Source organism: Mesorhizobium sp. WSM4814 (genome assembly GCF_055811595.1).
Map to the genome: position 1 here is coordinate 237832 of NZ_JBVVQT010000002.1, position 20494 is coordinate 258325.

The window sequence follows — 20494 nt, forward strand, 5'->3', positions numbered from 1 at the left end:
TCATTTTGTCCCTCAGCCTGCCGGTCCGGCACCGGCGAGCGTCTCTCCGGTGATCATGTCGATCACCGCGTCGGGACTTGTCTTGTTGCGCGCGACATCGCCGGCCACGACGCCTTGCCGGATCACCACGATCCGGTCGGCGACCTGGAAGGCCTGCTGCATGATATGGGTGATGATGACGACGCCGATGCCTTGCCTCGCCACCTGGCGGATCATGTCGAGGCCGCGCCGCGTCTGCTCGACGCCGAGTGCTGCGAACGGCTCGTCGAGAAGCACGAGCTTGCCGCCAAAATGCACGAATCGGTTGAGCTCGATGGCCTGCCGCTGGCCGCCCGAGAGATGCTCGACATTGGTTCTGAGCGAAGGGATGCGGGTGCCGGCGCTGGCCAAAGCCGTTTCGACCACCTGCTCCATGGCGGGTTCGTCAAGCACGGGAAGGCCAAGAAATTTCCTGGTGATCTCGCGGCCCATGAAGAAATTGGCCACCACGTCGACATTGGTGCAAAGCGACAGGTCCTGGTAGACGGTCTCGATCCCAGCCGCCTTGGCCTCGGCGGGAGATTTGGCGAGGAATTCCTTGCCCTCGAACAGCATGCGGCCGGAGGTCGGCTCCAGGCCGCCGGCGATGATCTTGACCAGCGTCGATTTGCCGGCGCCATTGTCGCCCAGAAGCGCCACCACCTCGCCCTTGCCGATCGAGAAGCTGATGCCCTTGAGCGCTTCGATCGCGCCAAAATTCTTGGTGACGTTGTCGAGCACCAGCAGGGGTTGGCTCATGCCCGGCTGAGCTCCGCTCATGCTCGGCTGAGCTCCGCTCATGCCGCCATCCCCTTGCCTTGCAGTATATCTCGCCCACGTTCGCGCTCGGCGGTGAATATCTGGCCGAAGCGCGGCGAAAGCACGCCTGAGACGGCAAGTGCGGCGGCCCCGCGCAGCACAGCATGCTGGCCGCCGCGTGCGACGGTGACACGCGGCGCCGTGCGGTCGTTTCGCGCCGAGATCGAGTTGGGAAGCCTGGCAACCGAACCGGCCAGCCGTTCAAGCAGATCGGTGGATGCCAGTCCGCCGAGGATGATGGTTTCGGGATCGAACAGGTTCTCGACGATGGTGATGGCGTTGCAGAAGATCGGCCCGACTTCATCAACCCAATCGGCGTCGCTGATGTTCCGGCGCCGCAGCGCCTCGAGCGAGAGGTATCGTTCGAGGCAGCCGCGATTGCCGCAGGGGCACGGCTCGCCACCCGGCACGACAGGGATGTGTCCGATCTCGCCGGCGTTTCCCCAGGCCCCGCGCAACGCGCTTCCGTCATGGACCATGACGCCGCCAAGACCGACACCGAAATAGAGATAGTAGTATTCGGAATATCCCGTCCCGAGGCCGTACAGGCGCTCGCCCATTGCCGCGGCCGCCATATCGGTCTCAAAAAACGCGGGCAGCCCGGTCGAGGCCTCCAGCCGTTCCCGAAGCGCCACGTCCTTCCAGCCGGTCATCGTCGTCGGGCCGATAAAGCTCATCGACTCAACGCCGAAAGGGCCGGGCAGCGCCATGCCGATGCCGAGAACGCGACCGCCCGGCCGCAGTCCGGTCAATTCAAGCACCATCGCGCCGATCAGATCGAAGGCATGGTCGGGCGTCGCGTTGGGGGCCTCGCGGTAGGCGCTCTCGATCACGTCTCCGCTTAAATTGATCAGCGCCGCATTGATACCCAGCGGAGTGACGTGGATGCCGACGGCATAGCCGCCCTCCGGGTTGATCCGCAGGGTCGCCGGAGGCAGCCCGCGCCCCCGCGGCTCTTCGCGCATCGACAGGACGTAGCCGTGTTCTTCCAACTCGCGAACGATGGTCGAGACCGTTTGTACGGTGAGCCCGACCCGCTTGGCAATGTCGCCGCGGGCGATCGGACCGTGAAGGCGGATGGATTCGAGGACGATGCGCCTGTTGTAAGGCCGCCCAAACTCCTGATTGGTCCCCCGCAGTGCCATGTCTTGCATCCCTGGGAGACAAGAGGTTCGCACCAAATATTTATTCAGTCAAATGGAATTCAAAAAGAAGTGTGAAGTGCGGGGTAGAGCGCCGAAGCTGCAGATCTCCCCCCTTGCGGGGGAGATGGCCGGCAGGCCAGAGGGGGGTGGGAAGGATCGCCGACTTTTCGCGTTAGTCGCCCTAACCGCCAAGCCAATTCAAGAACGCGGCTGCTATTAGTTGACAGGCCGGCGGGACAGCACCCCCTCTGTCCTGCCGGACATCTCCCCCGCAAGGGGGGAGATCGGCAGTTTTTTCCGACGACACTCTTTTGCAGCCTGGGCGATGCCTGCAGCCACTAAAGATACCGTGCGACCTTCTTGCCGACCCTCAGGAAGCGCAGCGGGTCGATGGCCTCGCCATGGTGGCGGATTTCGTAATGCAGATGCGGGCCGGTCGAGCGGCCGCTGCTGCCGGTCTTGCCGATGACGTCGCCGGCGTTGAGCCGCTTGCCGACGGTCACGTCGATTTTGCTGAGATGCCCATAGCGCGTCGCAAAGCCATTGCCATGGTCGATCTCGACCATGCGGCCGTAGCCGCCGTTCCAGCCGGCCTTGACGACAACGCCGGGCGCCGTGACCTTGGCAGGCATCCCGGTCGGCGCCCTGAAATCCATCCCCGAATGCAGCGCGGCGGTGCCGAGCAGCGGATCGGTGCGCACGCCGAACGGGCTGGTGACCGAGCGACCGGGCGCGGGGTTGGCGAGCGGCAGCCGTCGCGCCTCCGTCTTCAGCCGGTCGAGCGCGTCCAGCGCCTCGTCGAGTTCCCTTACCTTGCTGTCGAACGTCATCGAACTGTCGAGTGGTATCAGCGGACCGCCGGCATCGCTCTTGCCGAAATCGCCGTCGACCGGCAGGCCAGCCGCCTCGAGCGCCTGAGAAATCGCATCGGCGTTTTTGTAGGCGTTGTCGGCAAGCGTGGCGATGCGGGTGAGCTGCTGGCTCTCTATGGCCTTGAGCGCGGCGTTGATCGATACGAACAGCCTGTCGGCACGATCGGCCGCCGTGTCGCTCGGCAGCGGATCGGAGCGGGTCGACCACAGCGAGAACGGCCTGGTGTCGCCAGCGCCAAGGTTGGCGCCGAGGCTGGCAACCGCATAGGCCTGTAGCGGGGCGTCGGTCACCTCGGCGCGTTTATCCGGCTTTGCGGACGCAGCCGTGCCTGCGGCGGGCGGCGTTCCGACGTCGCTCTCGGCGCGTTCGAGGAGCGGGCCGATGCGGCCGTGGCGCAGGCTGAGCTGGGTCTGTCGTTCCAGCAACTCGCCAACTTTGGTTTCCATGAGCTGCTGGTCGAGCAGCTGACGGCTGGTGATCCGGTCGACCTGGGCGCGCAGTGCGGAGATGCGGTCCTCATAGGCCTGCTGCATGCGCGCCTGCCGTGCCGTGGCCGCGCCGATCAGGTCGTCGCGCAGCACGAGATAGGAGGTCGCCAGCAGATAGCCTATCGCCATCGCCGCCAGCGCCGAGCCGCAAAATGCGGCAAGCCATGGCCGTATGGTGAAATGCCTGATCTCGTTGCCCCGGGCGATAATGACCGTGTGGGGCTCATTGCGCCTGCCAAAGACCGTTGACTGACTGGCTACGTTCACAGGACCAAGCTTTCGTTACGACACCAACGACAAGCCCGATTACACATCATTAAGGTTAACGGTCGGTTGCTGGCGCCCAGCTTGCAGCCCATGGGTTGCAAGCCGGATTGCTTCGGCCCCGTGCTTCAGACGGGTTCAGGCCACAGCCGAAATTGATGTCCCAGAAATTGACGTCAAAGCGCGCGCACGGCCTCCAGCACCGCCTCGGCATGGCCTTTGACGCGAACGTTTCGCCAGATCCGGGCGATCCGTCCGTCGCTGCCGATCAGGAACGTTGCGCGCTCGACGCCCATATAGCGGCGGCCATAGAGCTGCTTCTCGACCCACAGATGATAGGCTTCGATCACCTTGCGCTCCTCGTCGGCGACGAGGTCGACGGTCAGATCGTATTTCGACTTGAATTTGTCGTGTTTTCGGACACTGTCCGGCGACAGGCCGATCACGACAGCGCCGAGCTTTTCGAATTCCGGCTTCAACTGCGAAAAGCCGATCGCCTCGTTGGTGCAGCCGGTGGTGTCGTCCTGCGGATAGAAGTAAAGCACGACCGGCTTTCCCCGCAATGACGCGAGGCTGAGCGATCCGCCGCCGTCGCGGGGAAGGTCGAACTGCGGCGCAACGTCGCCGACGTCGAGATCAGCCATATCGGTGCCCTTGTTTGTGGTTACGCGCGAGGCCTCATCGATATATTGTCGCAGCGGGATTCGTCCACGGTCGAGTTCGTTCAACGGAAAATTGTGTGGATCAGGAGCAGCCGCAGCACGAGAAGATCAGATTCAGGCGTGATGAAATCACCGACCTGGGGGCCTTCCCGTCCGCGTGCCGCATACCGCCGCTCGGCCAGGGTCGCGGCGTTGGTATTCTTGCGCGGCTGTTTGCCGGCTTTTTGGCGCTTGTGCTGCTGGCCACCGCCGCTGTCTATGCGATCGGCATGTCCGGCTTCGGCACCGAGCGGCTGCGGGCCGAAGCGGAAACGGCCATCGAGAAATTGGCCGGCGTCGACGTCGACGTTGCGGTCGGGCCGGCCCGTCTCACGCTCGACGGATCGAGCTTCATTGCGCTGCAGGTCAGCGACGTCAGCCTCAAGACCGCCGACGGCAAGCCGATGGCCGATGCCGGGCGTGTCCGCTTCGGCGTAAGGCTGATACCGCTGCTTTCGGGCGAGGTGCGGCTTACCAGCGCCAGGATTTCCGACGCGCGCATCGTGATGGCGGCGCTGCCGTCGGGTGGCGACTGGACGGCGGCACTGCGCAATGACGACGGCCTCATCGATCCGGAAAGGCTGGCCGGCACGGTCTTTGCCAGCATCGGTCACGCGCTCGATGCGGTGCGCGAGGAGCAGATGCGCCGGATCGAGCTGCGCAATGTCGACCTCGTTCCGCCCGAGGCCGGGTTGGTCAAACTGGTCAGGATCGCGGATGCTACCGTTGCGCAGTCGGGGCCGGGCGGCATGGAGTTTTCATCCGACGCTTCTGTCGACGGCAGGGCACTCACCATCGCCGCCTCGGCCAGCCGTGATGCGACGACGCGGCGCGTGACGGCGTTGGATGCCAGCGTCGAGATAGCGCAGCTTGACCAGGCTGCGGCAGCGCCGGGCGGGACGCTTGGCGCGATTGCCTTGAAGCTGGCGGGATCGGAAGGATCCGGCGACAACGCGTCGCGGCTGACGGCCTCGCTGTCGTTCGCCGGTGCCGTGCTCGATCTTGGCACGCGTGGCTCGCTTCCAGCAGACGTCGATCTCGCTGCGACGCTTGTCGCCGGCGCCAACAAGGTCCAGGTGGACCGGCTGCAAGTGAGGACCGGTCGCTCGACATTCGAGTTCGCCGGTTCGATCGGGCCGAAGCCGGCGACCGGAACAGCAGGCGAGGAGCCGTCCTATCGCTACGACCTGACCAGCGACGGCTCGACACTGGCGCCTTCGGAATCCTCCGAACCCGCGCTCGATTTCATCGCCCGGGTGGCCGGCGTCTACCAGACCCGCAGCCGCAAGCTGGTGGCCGAGCAGATCGGGATCAGGTCGGGGTCCGCCAGCGAGGCGCTGGGCACGGCTTCGGTCGAGTTCCCCGAGGGAAAGGTGCCGGGCATATCTGTAGCCTTCAACGTCCACGACATGCCTGTCTCGCATGTCAAGCAGTTGTGGCCCTGGTTTGCGGCGCGAAACGCTCGCCTGTGGGTGCTGAAAAACCTGTTCGGCGGCCGCGTCGTCGACGCCAGCCTGCAGTTCCAGGTCGTGCCCGGGCGCCTTGGCAACGGCATCCCGCTTTCATCTGATGAGGTATTCGGCCGTTTCCAGGTCGAGGGATCGCGCTTCGATACAGCCGGTCACATCCCGCCGATACGCGATGCCGTCGGCGTCGTCGAATTCCACGGCAATGACGTCGACATCGCTTTGTCCTCGGGCAACGTCTATATGGCCAGCGGCCGCACGGTCGCGGCAAGCAACGGCACGATGACGGTCAAGGCGGCGAACCGCCCGCCGGTGATCGGCGCGCTCGACATCGATGTTGCCGGGGAGGCGTCCGCGATCGCCGAGCTCGCCTCCTACGAGCCGATCAACGGCATGCGCCGTGTCGGCCTGCTGCCGGAAGACCTGTCCGGCACGGTGACAGGCCACGTCAAGGCGGACATTCCGCTGCAGCGCGGCGTCGACAGCTCGAAACTCGATTGGCTGGTGACGCTCGATTACAAAGACCTGTCGCTGGGCAAGCCGTTCGAAGACCAAACGGTGACGGACGCGGACGGTTCGATCACGGTCGAACCCGAGAAGGCGGTGATATCAGCCAAGGCGCTGCTCAACGGCATTCCAGCCGAACTCGACCTGATCGAACCGCTCAGGGATGGCGGACCGCCACGCAGCCGAAAAGTGGCGCTGACGCTCGACGACAAGATACGTGCCGCCGCCATGCCTGGCCTGTCGGAGCTGCTTTCCGGAACCGTCAAGGTTGAGATCGACAAGAGCGGCACGGGCAACACGGGCAACCAGACTGTCTCGGCGGACCTGACCAATGCCAGGCTGGACATTCCCTGGGCAGGCTGGAGCAAGGGCCCCGGCATTCCAGCCAATGTCACATTTGCCATGGCCAAATCCGGCGACACCACGACGCTGTCCGACTTCGACCTGAATGGCAAGACCTTTTCGATCGATGGCGACGTGGTGCTGGTCAAAGGCGCCCTGTCCTCGGCGCGGTTCAGCAACGTCAAGCTGAACCGGGGAGACAACGTTGCCGTTTCGGTGAAGCGATCGGGCAAAGGCTACGCGATCGACATCAGAGGCAGCGCGCTGGACGCGCGCTCGCTGATCAGGCAATTCACGTCCGATGTCGACACCGCCACCAAGGCCACGGGTTCCGACGCGATTTCGGTCAGCGCCGACGTCAATTCGCTGACCGGCTTCCACAACGAGACGCTGTCGAACCTGAAGCTCGGCTACAGCGCCGCCGGCTCGAGGGTGAATGGGCTCAAGGTGAGCGCCACGGCAAGTTCGGGTGCTGCCATAAGCATCAGCAACACGACCGGCGCCGGCAAGCGCGCCCTCAACGTCCGGTCGGCCGATGCCGGCGCCATCCTGCGGTTCCTCAACATCTACGAGCATATGGAGGGCGGTTCGATCACCCTGGCGCTCGCCGGGGCAAGCGATGGGCCGATGAAGGGCCAGGTCGACTCGCATGATTTCTTCGTGGTCAACGAGCCGAAACTCGCCTCGCTCGTATCGACGACGCCGGCCGGCGACAGCCGCAGCCTCAACGAAGCCGTCAAAGCCAATATCGACACGTCGAGAGTGAAGTTCGAGCGCGGCTTTTCCGAGATCGAAAAGGGCGCCGGCTATCTGAAGTTGGCCAATGGCGTGCTGCGCGGCCCGCGCATCGGCACCACCTTCCAGGGCACGCTCTATGACAAGAGCAACAACATGGACATGACCGGCACCTTCATGCCGGTCTACGGCATCAACCGCATCTTTGGCGAACTGCCGCTGTTCGGGGCGCTGCTCGGCAATGGCCGCGATCGCGGCCTCATCGGCGTGACTTACCGGCTCAGGGGCAATGCCAACAAGCCCAAACTGGACGTCAATCCGCTGTCGGTGATCGCGCCCGGAATTTTCAGGTCGATCTTCGAGTACCGGTAAGGTGAAAGCTCAATCACTTCGAGCCCCGATTGGATCTGGTTCGTAGTTACGGGCTGGCTACAGGTGGGCAATACCGGCGTTCAGCAGTCCCTCGCGGACGTGCTGCACATCAGACTCTTGGGCATAGTGCAGGGTGGCGATAAATGAATCGAGGTCGAATTGGGGATCGAGCGTTTTGACCTTGCGTAGATGCGCCGCGGCGGCGATTTCGTCGCCGAGCCAGCCGTAGCAGGCAGCGGCGAAAGCATGCTGAACCGAGTCCATGGTTGACAGATGCATGAAAGCTTCGATCGCCTCGCCATACTGGCGCGCGGCGAAACGCGCCTTTCCCAGATGGCTCCAGAACCTCTCCGGGTGGTGCGGATTCAACTGCATTGCCTTGCGGATCCATTCAATTCCCTCTTCCGGCCTCCCCAGCCACGTCAACAACTCGCCTTGCTGCACCACCACGAGGTCGTAATTGGGATTGAGGGCCAGCGCCCGCTCTTGATGGTAGCGCGCTGTGGTCAACTCATTGTTGTTCACGTTCACTGCGGCGAGGATGCGGTGGACATCGGCATCGTTGTCGTCCAGCGCCAGCGCCCTGTCCAGCGCTGCCATGATGTCGTTCCAGACGGCATCCCGGTCTTTGCACCAGTTATAGACCCAGGCCTGACCAAGAATGCAGGCCCGCCAGGCATGGGCATGGGCATAATCGGGGTCGAGCGCGACGGCCCTGCCTATCAAGGTTTGCGCGCGTTCATTATCCGCAATCGTGCTTTTGTGATGCAGCACCTTGGCGGCAAGCACACATTCATACGCGGCCATGTTTGCGGGTTTCGCCCGCGCGAGCTGGTCCCGCTGAGCCGCCTCGACACGACCGGGCAGCGTGGCTGCGATCGCCGCGGTCACCTCATCCTGAATCGCGAAGATGTCGTCCAGCTTCCGGTCATATTTGTCTGCCCAGATATGAGCGTCATTCGCCGTGTCGATGAGCTGAACCGTCACGCGCACCCTGTCGCCGATCTTGCGAACGCTTCCCTCCACCAGGTATTGGACGTCTAGTTTCTCGGCCACCTCGCGCACATTCACGGCGCGGTTCTTGTAGACGAAGCTGGAATTGCGCGAGATGACGAACAGCTCATGGTGGCGGGACAGTTCGGTGATGATGTCCTCGGTCAGTCCGTCCGCGAAAAATTCCTGCTCGGGGTCGCCGCTCATGTTGGTGAATGGCAGCACCACTATCGAAGGTTTCGAGATGGATCGCTTTGCCTCGACTTCTGGCAGGACAGGACTGTCAAGCCCAATGCGATAGAGGCGAACCGGGCGGCTGATGTTCTTTAACGTCTTCTCGCCCAAATCCTCCATGGCAATTTCGAGACGGTCGGCAATTTGGGTCGCCACCGCTGCGGTCACGCAGATACCGCCGACGTCGGCGAGTTGCTCGATGCGCGAGGCAATATTGACGCCGTCGCCGAAAATGTCGTCATCGTCGAAAATGATGTCGCCGAGATTTATGCCGATCCTGAATTCGATACGCCGTTCTTGCGGCACATCCGAATTGCGCCGTTTCATGCGCTGTTGGATTTCCACGGCGCATTTCACGGCATCGGTCACGCTCTGGAACTCAACGAGCATGCCGTCTCCGGTGGTCTTGATGATCCGGCCCTTGTTCTTCGCGATGGCGGGATCGACCAGTTCTATGCGATGGGTCCGAAGGCGTGCGAGCGTGCCGGATTCGTCGGCCTCCATCAGCCGACTGTAGCCCGCCATATCGGCAGCCAGAATTGCGGCTAGTCTCTGTTCCATCGCCTGAACCAAAAACCAAGCCTATCCTTCCTGGGCTGCCAAATCCAGCAATTTGGGCATGTGGCTGATCAAGAAGTCGTCCTACCGCAGCAGCAAGAAAGGGTGGATCAGAACCTTCCGCCTTCCGTCAGGTGGCTGCGAACTCGATCGCATCGATGGCGGGAGACGCCCCGATCCGCGCGGCGTCAGACCGGAAACGTCCGATATGAACACGACTTGGGACCATAGACAGACTTCTGAGCGGTCACGGACAAAGGTCCGATTCCTGATACTAACCTGCCGTTTTCGCCGCAGTGCAGCTCTCGAACTCCCGCAAAAGCATTTTAGGATTTGGCGACGGCGTCTCTTTGTTCCTGCCGTTCAGCAGAAGCCATCGGCAGAATTGGGTCGAGGGTACAGTCCATAAATTCAGGATCGACGTCGCGTTCGATGACATCGAACATGCTGTCTACGAAATCGATCAAGGAGTCGGAGGATCGAATGGCCTGCTCGATGTCCCGTTTGACCACTGCATCCAGGACCGACAGATGCGTGTCGACGGTCTTTTTAATATTGGAGTGTCCGCTGGTGCGATTGTGATAGATCCAGCCAACACGTCTGAAGATGGTATGAAGCGGGCGCAGCGTGTGTTCCAGAAACGGCTCGCCCGCTGCGGCCAAGATCAGTTGGTCAATCCGCCGGTCAAAAGCATTGAACTCACCAATTGCAATCGCTTCCCGCCGTTCCCGCAACTGACGGGCCAAGTGCAGCATCTGGTTGCGATGCGACGAGCCCGATCGCTCCGCCGCGAGGCGAATGACGAAACGCTCGAGATCGCGACGGAGTTTGAGCAGCAGTCGCTCTCGCGCCAGATCAATGGGGGCCACCTGCAGGCCATGCCGGGGCCTGACGATCATCAGGGTGTCGGCCGCTAGCCGCGTGACGGCCTGATGGACCGGCGTGCGGCTGAACCCCGACATATCCTGCAGGTCTTGTATCGTGAGAAAAGCTCCAGGTTTTAACTCGCACGTGACGATCAGGTGCTCGAATTTCTCGTAGGCCAGGTCCAGCAGGTTGACAGCATTCCGGCGAGTCGGTGAGGGGGTGTCGATAGGCATCCCTTTTGCCGCCTTGGGCTTCACGCGCCTATTGGGGGGTTGTTTGCTCATGCCTCTCCGATCTCGCTTTGCGTATAATACACAACATATTGTGATATTTCATCGCGTGCAAAGCGCTTTCTGTAGCTGCCCTCCATTCCCCACCTTTTGCGCTGGCCCCGCATTCGTCGCCTGCTGCATCGCGCGGGCGCATCCCAAATTGGCGTTGCGTATGGTGCAAAACTCGGATAAGTGATCTTTAGTGATATTTTACAATATGTCACTGACATCGTGGAGGCGATGTGATCTTGCTCAGGAGGAGTTCAGCATGACCAGCTTTCGATCACGCATAGCAGGGGCCGCGTTGTTCGGTCTGCTTGCGATTGTGCCCGCCGCTTCATTGGCCGATGAGGCCGCGACGCTGCGTTTCCAGACGCATCACAGCCCGACATCGCTGCAAGGCAAGGCGCTCATTCGCTTTGCTGAACTTGCAAACCAGGGGTCAGGTGGAACACTTCAGGTAGAGATGCTGACCAGTTCGTCGGTCGTGAAGTCATCCGAAGCCTTCGAAGCGGCCGCTACCGGCATTATCGACGGCGACGCGACAGGCGCGGGCTATGTCACCGGCAAGAACCCGGCCTTCCAATTCTATGGCGACATCATGGGCGGTTACTCCAAGCCCGACGAGATCCTCGGGTGGTACAGGGATGCCGGAGGCCTCGACCTCGCCAACCAACTCTATGAACAATTCAATATGCATCTGGTCGGCGTGTTCGTCGCCACACCGGAATCGCTTGGATCTACGACCACACTGGCCGGAATCGGGGATTTGAAGGGGTGGAAATTCCGCTCGCCGCCGGGGATGGAATCGGAAATTTTCCAAAAACTTGGCTCAGCTCCGGTCGTGATGCCGTTCGGCGAAGTGTTCACGGCAATGTCCACGGGCACGGTTTCCGGCGCCGACGCTTCGACCTTGGCTGTCAACAAAGGGCTCGGCCTCTATGACGTTGGAAAGCATGCCACCTATCCCGGCTTCCATTCGATGCCGATCGAGCATGTCACGGTCAACCTCGACAGGTGGAACGCACTGTCAGACGCCCAGAAGCAAGCGCTTCGCGATGCGGTCGACACGATCGCCAAGGAGGTTGCATCTCAATCGGCGGTCGACGACGAGAAGGCAGCGGCCGAACTGACGGCTGCCGGCGTCACCCTTCACAACTGGAGCGAGGAGGACCGGCTCGCTTTCCGCAAGGTTGCCCAAGAGGTTTGGGGCGATTGGGCGCAGCGCAGCCCGGAGGCAAAGGCGGCCTACGAGTCGCATGTCGCCTACATGGCCAAGCTCGGCATCCTGAAATAGCCCGCCGCATTTCAACCGGGCGGGCGGCTTGGATGCCGCCGCGCGAAACCGAGAGGCAGCATCATGTCAGCCGAACCGGATACCCACCACGAAGCAGGCGAGTCGCCACTGGCTTGGTTTTCCCTGCTGCTGCTCGTGATCGTCGTGATCACGCTTTATGAGGTCGTTGCGCGCTACATTTTCGGAAGCCCCACGGTGTGGGCCAACGAACTGTCGCTTTTCCTGTCCGCGATCGTCTTCCTGGTGTCTGGCGTCTACGCCATGCAACGTGACGAACATCTGCGGATTTCCGTGATCTACGACATGGTGCCCCGGCCGGTGCGGCGTGTTTTCGACGCGATTGCACTCCTTTGCACCCTGGTTTTCTGCGGCGGGCTGGCGTGGTTCGGATTTCCGACGGCATGGCGCGCGCTTGTCACCTGGGAGCGTTTCGGCACCGCCTGGAACCCACCCATTCCGGCTGTGATCAAACCGCTCATCGTCGTGGCCGCAGCTGCCATGGCGCTCATTGCAATCGTCAATTTCGTTCGCAACGGCCGCCGCCACCCGCCGGTCGAAGACGAACGCATTACCTGACGGGCGGCCGGACATGACGATCGAACTCATCTCCATAATTCTGCTTTTCGGTGTCTTTGGGCTTATGGCCGTCGGCGTGCCGCTCGCCTTCGCCGCCGGCTCACTCGCCATTCTTGTAGCCTACGCCAAGTTCGGAACGCCGGTCATCGCGCTTGCTCACAAGACGGTCTACGGCCTGGCCACCGAATACACGCTGCTTTCGGTGCCGATGTTTATCCTGATGGCGTCGCTGCTCGAACGCTCACGCCTGGCCCGTGACCTGTACGACGCACTCCACAGCGTGGTCGGAAGGGTGCGCGGCGGCATCGGCATCGTCACCCTCGTGATTTCGGTGCTGCTCGCCGCGATCAGCGGGATCATCGGCGGCGAGATCGTGCTGCTTGGCCTCGTCGCCCTGCCGCAGATGCTGCGTCTCGGATATGACCGCAATCTCGCCATCGGGATCGTCTGCGCCGGTGGTTCGCTGGGCACGATGATCCCGCCTTCGATCGTGCTCATCATTTACGGCCTGACGGCCGACGTCTCCGTGCACAAGCTGTTTCTGGCCTCGTTCATTCCCGGCTTTCTGCTCGCCGGCGTCTATCTTGCGTACATTGTCGTGCACTGCTGGCTGAACCCATCCATCGCACCGATGCCTTCGGCAAAAGATCTTGCCGAGTTCTCTTGGGGCAAGTTTACGCGCGGCGCGCTCCCGACCGCTGCGCTTATCGTAACCGTATTCGGCTGCATCTATGGCGGCATCACCTCTATCACCGAAGCGGCGAGCATCGCGGTGGGGATGACGATTGCGATCATCGCGCTGCGCGGAGAACTGAGCTGGAAGATCGTTCGCCAGGCGCTGACGCAGACCTTGCGCGCCTGCGGCATCATCCTGTGGGTGACGTTTGGTGCGGCCGTCCTGATTGGCGTCTATAATCTGTCAGGCGGACAGCGCTACGTCACGGACCTCATCACCGGCCTCGACATCTCGCCCTTCATCACCATCCTGGTCATGATGGCCGTGTTTGTTGTGCTCGGCATGTTCATGGACTGGATCGGCATCCTTTTGCTCTGCATGCCGATCTTCGTGCCCATCGTGCTGGCTCTCGGCTACGACCCGGTCTGGTTCGGCGTACTCTTTTCGGTGACGATGCAGGTTGCGTTCCTTTCGCCGCCGTTCGGACCGGCAGCGTTCTACCTCAAGAGCGTGGCCCCACCGGAGATCACCCTTCAGAAAATATTCGCGTCTCTCTGGCCCTTCATACTGTTGCAGCTTGCTGTTCTGGCATTGCTTCTGAGCTTCCCGGAAATCTCGCTCTGGCTCCCGCGATTCTTCGGCTAGGAAAAATTCCCAAAGGCACAACAATGAAAATTACCTCGATCAAGACCTTCCGGCTGGAAGAGTTCTCAAACGTCTTGTGGGTCCACGTCGAGACCGATGCAGGTGTGACCGGACTTGGCGAAACTTTCTATGGGGCTGGGGCGGTGGAGGCGCACATCCACGACACGCTCGCAGCCAGACTGTTGGGCCGCAATCCGCTGCACATAGAGGCGCTCAACAAGGAAATGGTCTCGCTTCCGATGGCGCAGTCGTCAACCGGGGCCGAATACCGGGCCGCCTCGGCGATCGACATCGCGCTTTGGGATATCTTCGGAAAGGTCTGCGGCCAACCGGTGCACCAGATGCTGGGCGGCCTGTGCTGGGACAAGATCCGCATCTACAACACCTGCGCCGGATACCGCTATGTCCGCACCAACAACATCAGGCCGGTGTCGAACTGGAACCTCGGCGGGCGCGAAGGACCGTACGAAGATCTCGACGGCTTCATGAACCGGCCGGACGAACTCGCCGAGAACCTGCTCGAGTCCGGCATCACAGCCATGAAGATCTGGCCCTTCGATCCGGCCGCGCAGGAAACGCGTGGCCAGTACATCACCGCGGAGCAGATGAAGAAGGCGGTCGCGCCGTTCGAAAAGATCCGCAAGGCCGTCGACGACAAGATCGAGATCATGGTCGAGTTCCACTCGCTGTGGAACCTGCCGACGGCGAGGAAGATCGCTAAGGCGCTCGAACCGTACAGCCCGACTTGGTACGAAGACCCAATCCGGATGAACTCGGCGCAGGCGCTCGCCGAATATGCCGCGTCGACCGACGTCTGGGTCTGCGCCAGCGAGACGCTCGGCTCGCGCTGGCCCTACAAGGACATGCTGGAGCGCGACGCAATGCACGTCGTCATGGTCGATCTGTGCTGGACCGGGGGGCTGACCGAGGGGCGCAAGATCGCGGCACTTGCCGAAACCTATCACCGTCCCTTTGCGCCGCATGACTGCATCGGACCGGTGGGGTTCGCCGCTGCGGTTCATATGTCCTTTAGCCAACCCAACACACTGATCCAGGAATCGGTGCGCGCCTTCTATCGCGGCTGGTACAACGAGCTTGTCACGACAGTGCCGAAAATCGAAAACGGCTACGTCTATCCGATGGAGGGACCGGGCCTCGGTCTCGAACTCCTGCCGTCCGTCTTCGAGAGGGCTGACCTCTCGGTGCGAGCCTCGTCTTTATGATCTAGGGAAGACTAGAATGTCGATCAGCCTGTTCAGCCTGAAGAACAAGACGGCCCTGGTGACTGGCTCTTCGCGCGGTCTCGGCCATGCTATCGCCGTCGGACTGGCGCAGGCGGGCGCGTCGATTGTCCTGAACGGCGTCAACCGCGATCGCCTCCTCGCGGCTTCCTCGAATATGCGCGAAGAGGGGATGAGCGTGCGCGAATCCTGCTTCGACGTTACGGATGAGGCCTCTGTCGTCGCCGCCTTCGAAGGCTTCGATCGGGAGGGTGTGGCGATAGACATCCTCGTCAACAATGCGGGCATCCAGCTGCGCAAGCCGATGGTGGAACTTTCGACTGCGGAATGGCAGAGGGTGATCGACACGAACCTCACCAGCGCCTTCATTGTGGGCCGCGAGGCCGCGAAGCGGATGATCTCCCGAGGCAGCGGCAAGATCGTCAATATTGGCTCGCTGACCAGCGAACTGGCCCGCGCCACGGTAGCCCCCTACACCGTCGCCAAGGGCGGCATCAAAATGCTGACCAAAGCCATGACGGCCGAGTGGGCCGAACATGGCATCCAGGTCAATGCCATCGGCCCGGGCTATATGGTGACGGACATGAACGAGGCGCTGATCGCCAATCCTCAATTCGATGCTTGGGTCAAAGGCCGGACGCCGGCCCGGCGCTGGGGAAAGCCTGAAGAGCTCGTCGGCGCCGCGATCTTCCTTGCCTCCGCCGCGTCCGACTATGTCAGCGGCCAGATCATCTATGTCGACGGCGGAATGATTTCCGTCCTCTGACCTCCCGCAGGAGCTGTTTCATGCGCGCGCTGGTTGCTTATAAGCCGCACGACATCAGGATCGAAGACAACGAACCGGCACAGTCGCCCGGTCCCGGCGAAGTGCGCGTGCGCATCGAGCGCGGCGGCATCTGTGGTTCCGACCTCCATTACTATCACCACGGCGGTTTCGGCGCCGTGCAGCTGAAGGAGCCGATGATCCTCGGCCACGAAGTTGCGGGATGCGTTGTTGAGACAGGGCTGGCCGTCGCAAAGGTCAAAGTGGGCGATCGTGTGGCGATTAATCCGAGCATGCCGTGTGGGCAATGTCGGTATTGCCGGATGAAGATGAGCAATCAGTGCCTCGACATGAGGTTCTTCGGCAGCGCAATGCGCTTTCCCCACATGCAGGGCCTGTTCCGCGAGGAGGTGACCCTGCCCGAGGTGCAAGTCTTCGCGGTTCCCGCCGATCTCGACCTCGGCCTGGCGGCCTGTGCCGAGCCCCTCGCCGTCTGCCTGCATGCGGCTTCCTCGGCAGGCTCGTTGGTCGGAAAGCGCGTGCTGGTGTCGGGCTGCGGACCGATCGGTTGCCTCACGATCGTCGCCGCACGGCATGCCGGCGCGCAAGAGATCGTCTGCACCGATATTGCCGCCGCGCCGCTTCGGATCGCAAGCAAGCTCGGGGCCGACCGAACACTCGATCTTAGCGAGGCGCCCGACGCATTCCGGCCTTTCGCGGAAGAGAAGGGCGCTTTCGACACCGTCTTTGAGTGCTCCGGCAATGGGAAGGCACTTGCGGCTGTGTTCGAGGTTGTGCGCCCGCGTGGCATTATTGTCGCCGTCGGCCTTGGTGGTGACGTTTCCATGCCGCTGAACACAGCCGTCGCCAAGGAAGTGTCGCTTCGCGGGAGCTTCCGCTTTGATGCAGAGTTCGCGTGGGCCGTGGAACTGATCGCGAAGGGAGCGGTCGATCTTTCACCGCTGGTGACCGCGACCGTGCCGCTGGACAGCGCGGACGAGGCTTTTCGGCTGGCTTCCGATCGGGCGCAGTCAATGAAGGTTCAGCTTGCGTTCGATCGATAAGGAGCCTTCAAGGATGCACATCGTTTTCCACGGCGCGAACGCTTTGACCTTCCGGAGGGGCCTCGAAACCTTGCTGGAGGAGTCGCACGACATCGCCGAAGTGCCCGACGATCTGTTTGGGGAGACGCCGTGCGCGCTCTATTCAGCGGCGGACGTCATCGTCGGTATCCGGCTCACCTCCACCATGCCGATACCCTCGAGCCTGAAGCTCTATCAGGTTCCAGGTGCCGGGTATGACGGGATCGATCCCGCCGTCCTGCCTGCCGGCGCGGCGCTGTGCAACTGCTTCGGCCATGAGAACGCGATCGCCGAATATGTGATGGCGGCGCTGCTCGCGCGCCACGTGCCGCTCGCCGACGCTAACCGGCGTCTACGGAAGGGTGATTGGAAATATTGGGCGGGAGGGTCTGACGGCTTGCGCACCGAGCTCGGCGAAACCACCATCGGCATCCTCGGCCATGGCCATATCGGCAAGACTCTTGCCCATCGCGCCAAAGCTTTTGGCATGCGGGTGTCGATCGCCAACCGCAGCCCAGTCTCCATTTCGGAAGTGGTAGACGAGACTTATGCGCTGTCAAACCTGCCGGCCTTCATGGGGTCAGCCGATGCGATCGCTAACACGCTTCCACTTACGGAACAGACGCAGGGACTGATCGGCGCTGGGGAACTTGCCGCCATGCGGCCAAGCGCGGTGATCCTCAATGTCGGCCGCGGCGCCGTGATCGACGAAACAGCTCTCTACGAGGCGCTGAAGGCGAGACGGATCGGCGGGGCCGTCATCGACACTTGGTACGTTTATCCGAACGCAGAGAAGCCGAACCCGCTGCCCTCACGCCTGCCGTTTCATGAACTCGACAACGTGATGATGACTCCGCACATGTCGGGATGGACCAACGGCACGATCAGCCGCCGCCAGGAAACGATTGCGGACAATATCAATAGGCTTGCATCGGGAAAAGACCTGAAGAACCGCGTCCGTTAGCGGGGGTGCGAGCTGCATGCCGCCATCGAGATCGATCAAGCGCTGGTCAGACCGGCCGCACCAGAACGTGTTTTTTCTTGCCGAGCGACAGCTTTACGACCTGTTCCGGACCTAGATCCTCAAGTGTCACCAACCGGCGATCGTCGGACACGGACTGGTCGTTCAGCCGCACGGCGCCGCCCTGGATGTGTCGCCGCGCCTCGCCGTTGGACGCGGCAAGCCCGGCGGCAACGAACAGCGACAATATGCCGACGCCGCTTTCCAGATCGGCCTTGCCGACCTCGACGGTCGGCAGCGTTTCGGCCAGCGACCCTTCTTCAAACGTCTTGCGCGCGGTTTCCTCGGCTTGCTCGGCCGCCTCGCGGCCGTGCACGATGGTCGTCGTTTCAGTGGCCAGGACCTTCTTGGCCTCGTTGATCTCTGAGCCGCCAAGCGCGGCGAGCCGCGCGATCTCGCTAAGCGGCAGGCGGGTGAAAATCTTGAGGAAGCGCGTGACGTCGGCGTCCTCGGTGTTGCGCCAGTACTGCCAGAAATCATAGGGCGAGTAGAGGTCGCCGTTCAGCCACACCGCGCCCTTGGCCGATTTTCCCATCTTGGCGCCTGACGACGTCGTCAGCAGCGGTGTGGTCAGGGCATAAAGCTGCGGCGTGCCCATGCGGTGTCCGAGATCGACGCCGTTGATGATGTTGCCCCACTGGTCCGATCCGCCCATCTGCAGGCGGCAGCCATAGCGCCGGCTGAGCTCGACGAAATCATAGCCCTGCAGGATCATGTAGTTGAATTCGAGGAAGGAGAGCGATTGCTCGCGCTCGAGCCTCAGTTTGACGCTGTCGAAGGTCAGCATGCGGTTGACCGAAAAATGCCGGCCGACATCGCGCAGGAACTCGACATAGTTGAGCTTCATCAGCCAGTCGGCATTGTTGACCATGATCGCGTCGCCCGCACCGTCGCCGAAACGCAGGATGCGGCCGAAGATGCGCTTGATGCCCTCGATGTTGGTGGCGATGGCCTCAGGCGTCAAAAGCTTGCGCTGGTCGTCGCGGAAGGAAGGATCGCCGATCATCGAAGTGCCGCCGCCCATCAGCGCAATCGGCCGATGGCCGGTCTCCTGCAGCCAGTAGAGCATGGTCGCGGAAATCAGATTGCCGATATGCAGGCTGGTCGCCGTGGCGTCGTAGCCGACATAGGCGGTCACCGTTTCCCTGGCGAAAAGCTGGTCGAGGCCGGCATCATCCGAAATCTGGTGGATGAAACCACGCTCGCTCATTACGCGCAGGAAATCGGATTTGAAGGCGGACATTTTTTCTTTCCCGAAAGCGCCCGACCGATGCGGATCGGGCGTGGTATGGGTGAACGCGGGCGTTTAGCATCCAAGCGCGGTCAGCAAAAGGGGAATCCGGTTTTGCCACCTGACCGCTGTAACGGCGCCGCACGGCATCGAATCGAATGCCATATCCTGCGACAGAGCCGAGATGCCGGAGATATCTTCGCTGTTCGGCCTATCTCAACCGTTTCGGCCGCGGGTCGGACAACTCGCCGGCCAGACGGCGATCGAGATAGTCTGCGCATTCCTGGAGCAGGAGGTCCGCATCGTTGGAGAAGAAATGGTTGGCGCCGGGCAAGGTCTTCTGGGTGATGGTGATGCCCTTTTGCGTGTGCAGCTTGTCGACCAGCCCCTGCACGTCCTTTGGCGGCGCAACCTTGTCGGCGTCGCCATGGATGATGAGGCCGGACGAAGGGCAGGGCGCCAGGAACGAGAAATCATAGGTGTTGGGCTGCGGCGCGATCGAGATGAAGCCTTCGATCTCCGGCCGGCGCATCAGAAGCTGCATGCCGATCCACGAGCCGAACGAATAGCCGGCGACCCAGCAGCTCTTGGAATCCGGATGCAGCGACTGCACCCAGTCAAGTGCCGCGGCCGCATCCGACAATTCGCCGGTGCCGTGGTCGAATTCGCCCTGGCTGCGGCCGATGCCGCGGAAATTGAAGCGCAGCGTGGTGAAATCCCGCTTCTGGAACATGTAGAAGAGGTCGTAGACGATCTTGTTGTTCATCGTGCCGCCGAACTGTGGGTGCGGGTGCAGGATGATGGCGATCGGCGCGCTCTTTTCCTTGGAAGGCTGGTAGCGACCCTCCAGGCGGCCGGCCGGACCGGTGAAAATGACCTCAGGCATAAAATACTCCACATGGCATAAGAATGCGCGGTGCTTGGAACAACTCTTCCTCTGGCCCCAGTCTTCCCAGGCCTTGACGCAGGGCGAGCGTCTTCTTAGAAGCTAGTTTAGAATTGTTCAAAACTGGATGGCCAAAACGTCGTGGTTCGGCCATCCACGCCGCAAGTCGCGTAAATAGGACGGCTTGCCTTGCAATTTCAAGGAAATAACGCGTTATCCTCGCGGAATGGACCGATCGAAACGAAAATGGCCGGAAGACGCGCCTATCTCGACTACAATGCTAGCGCGCCGCTGCTTGCCGCGGCGCGGGGGGGGGGGGGGGGGGGGGGGGGGGGGGGGGGCCCCCCCCCCGCGGGGCCGGGCCGGCGGGGCGGGGGGGGGGCGGGGGGGGGGGGGGGGGGGGGGGGGGGGGGGGGGGGGGG

Annotated in this window: 16 protein-coding genes; 8 read left to right on the forward strand and 8 right to left on the reverse strand. The window is 62.2% G+C overall.

The window, feature by feature from the left end:
• Positions 1–12: 12 nt before the first annotated feature.
• From AC0L2V_RS04415 to AC0L2V_RS04430, 4 genes are all read right to left on the reverse strand, one after another.
• Positions 13–777, reverse strand: coding sequence for an ATP-binding cassette domain-containing protein (locus tag AC0L2V_RS04415; RefSeq protein ID WP_473519544.1), 765 nt, complete (start codon positions 775–777; stop codon positions 13–15).
• Between the two features lie 38 nt (positions 778–815).
• Positions 816–1982 (reverse strand): ROK family transcriptional regulator, encoded by a 1167-nt coding sequence (locus AC0L2V_RS04420; RefSeq protein ID WP_473519545.1) that lies wholly within the window; start codon positions 1980–1982, stop codon positions 816–818.
• Between the two features lie 338 nt (positions 1983–2320).
• Positions 2321–3610, reverse strand: coding sequence for a M23 family metallopeptidase (locus AC0L2V_RS04425; protein ID WP_473519546.1), 1290 nt, complete (start codon positions 3608–3610; stop codon positions 2321–2323).
• A 173-nt stretch (positions 3611–3783) separates the two neighbouring features.
• Entirely contained in the window at positions 3784–4251 is a 468-nt protein-coding gene (locus AC0L2V_RS04430) for a peroxiredoxin (RefSeq protein WP_091591837.1), read from the reverse strand.
• Positions 4252–4346: 95 nt separating this feature from the next.
• Between AC0L2V_RS04430 and AC0L2V_RS04435 the strand changes: the two genes are divergently transcribed.
• The gene (locus AC0L2V_RS04435; protein WP_473519547.1) at positions 4347–7730 is read left to right on the forward strand and encodes a hypothetical protein; all 3384 of its coding nucleotides are present in this window, start codon (positions 4347–4349) and stop codon (positions 7728–7730) included.
• Between the two features lie 57 nt (positions 7731–7787).
• Here AC0L2V_RS04435 and AC0L2V_RS04440 read toward each other — a convergent pair whose 3' ends face one another.
• Together AC0L2V_RS04440 and AC0L2V_RS04445 are read right to left on the reverse strand one after the other, a co-directional pair.
• Entirely contained in the window at positions 7788–9518 is a 1731-nt protein-coding gene (locus tag AC0L2V_RS04440) for an adenylate/guanylate cyclase domain-containing protein (protein ID WP_473519548.1), read from the reverse strand.
• Between the two features lie 323 nt (positions 9519–9841).
• Entirely contained in the window at positions 9842–10615 is a 774-nt protein-coding gene (locus tag AC0L2V_RS04445; RefSeq protein WP_473519694.1) for a GntR family transcriptional regulator, read from the reverse strand.
• Between the two features lie 307 nt (positions 10616–10922).
• On the opposite strand from AC0L2V_RS04445, the gene AC0L2V_RS04450 reads away from it, so the two are divergent.
• The 7 genes from AC0L2V_RS04450 to AC0L2V_RS04480 all read left to right on the forward strand — a co-directional run bounded on the left by AC0L2V_RS04450 (position 10923) and on the right by AC0L2V_RS04480 (position 17898).
• Entirely contained in the window at positions 10923–11951 is a 1029-nt protein-coding gene (locus AC0L2V_RS04450) for a TRAP transporter substrate-binding protein (RefSeq protein WP_473519549.1), read from the forward strand.
• A 63-nt stretch (positions 11952–12014) separates the two neighbouring features.
• A complete protein-coding gene (locus AC0L2V_RS04455; RefSeq protein WP_473519550.1) occupies positions 12015–12527 on the forward strand; it encodes a TRAP transporter small permease subunit in 513 nt (170 codons plus the stop codon).
• A 13-nt stretch (positions 12528–12540) separates the two neighbouring features.
• On the forward strand, positions 12541–13848 hold the full coding sequence (locus AC0L2V_RS04460) for a TRAP transporter large permease (RefSeq protein WP_473519551.1): 1308 nt from the start codon (positions 12541–12543) through the stop codon (positions 13846–13848).
• A gap of 23 nt (positions 13849–13871) precedes the next feature.
• Entirely contained in the window at positions 13872–15071 is a 1200-nt protein-coding gene (locus AC0L2V_RS04465; protein ID WP_473519552.1) for a mandelate racemase/muconate lactonizing enzyme family protein, read from the forward strand.
• A 16-nt stretch (positions 15072–15087) separates the two neighbouring features.
• Positions 15088–15855 carry an SDR family oxidoreductase gene (locus tag AC0L2V_RS04470; RefSeq protein ID WP_473507472.1) on the forward strand — a complete coding sequence of 256 codons (768 nt, stop codon included), beginning with the start codon at positions 15088–15090 and terminating at the stop codon, positions 15853–15855.
• A gap of 20 nt (positions 15856–15875) precedes the next feature.
• The gene (locus tag AC0L2V_RS04475) at positions 15876–16916 is read left to right on the forward strand and encodes an L-idonate 5-dehydrogenase (RefSeq protein ID WP_473507473.1); all 1041 of its coding nucleotides are present in this window, start codon (positions 15876–15878) and stop codon (positions 16914–16916) included.
• Positions 16917–16929: 13 nt separating this feature from the next.
• Positions 16930–17898, forward strand: a complete 969-nt coding sequence (locus AC0L2V_RS04480) for a 2-hydroxyacid dehydrogenase (protein ID WP_473519553.1) — start codon at positions 16930–16932, stop codon at positions 17896–17898.
• A 46-nt stretch (positions 17899–17944) separates the two neighbouring features.
• Here AC0L2V_RS04480 and tyrS read toward each other — a convergent pair whose 3' ends face one another.
• On the reverse strand, positions 17945–19198 hold the full coding sequence (gene tyrS, locus AC0L2V_RS04485; RefSeq protein ID WP_473507476.1) for a tyrosine--tRNA ligase: 1254 nt from the start codon (positions 19196–19198) through the stop codon (positions 17945–17947).
• A gap of 199 nt (positions 19199–19397) precedes the next feature.
• Entirely contained in the window at positions 19398–20072 is a 675-nt protein-coding gene (locus AC0L2V_RS04490; RefSeq protein ID WP_027154148.1) for an alpha/beta hydrolase, read from the reverse strand.
• Positions 20073–20494: the final 422 nt, after the last annotated feature.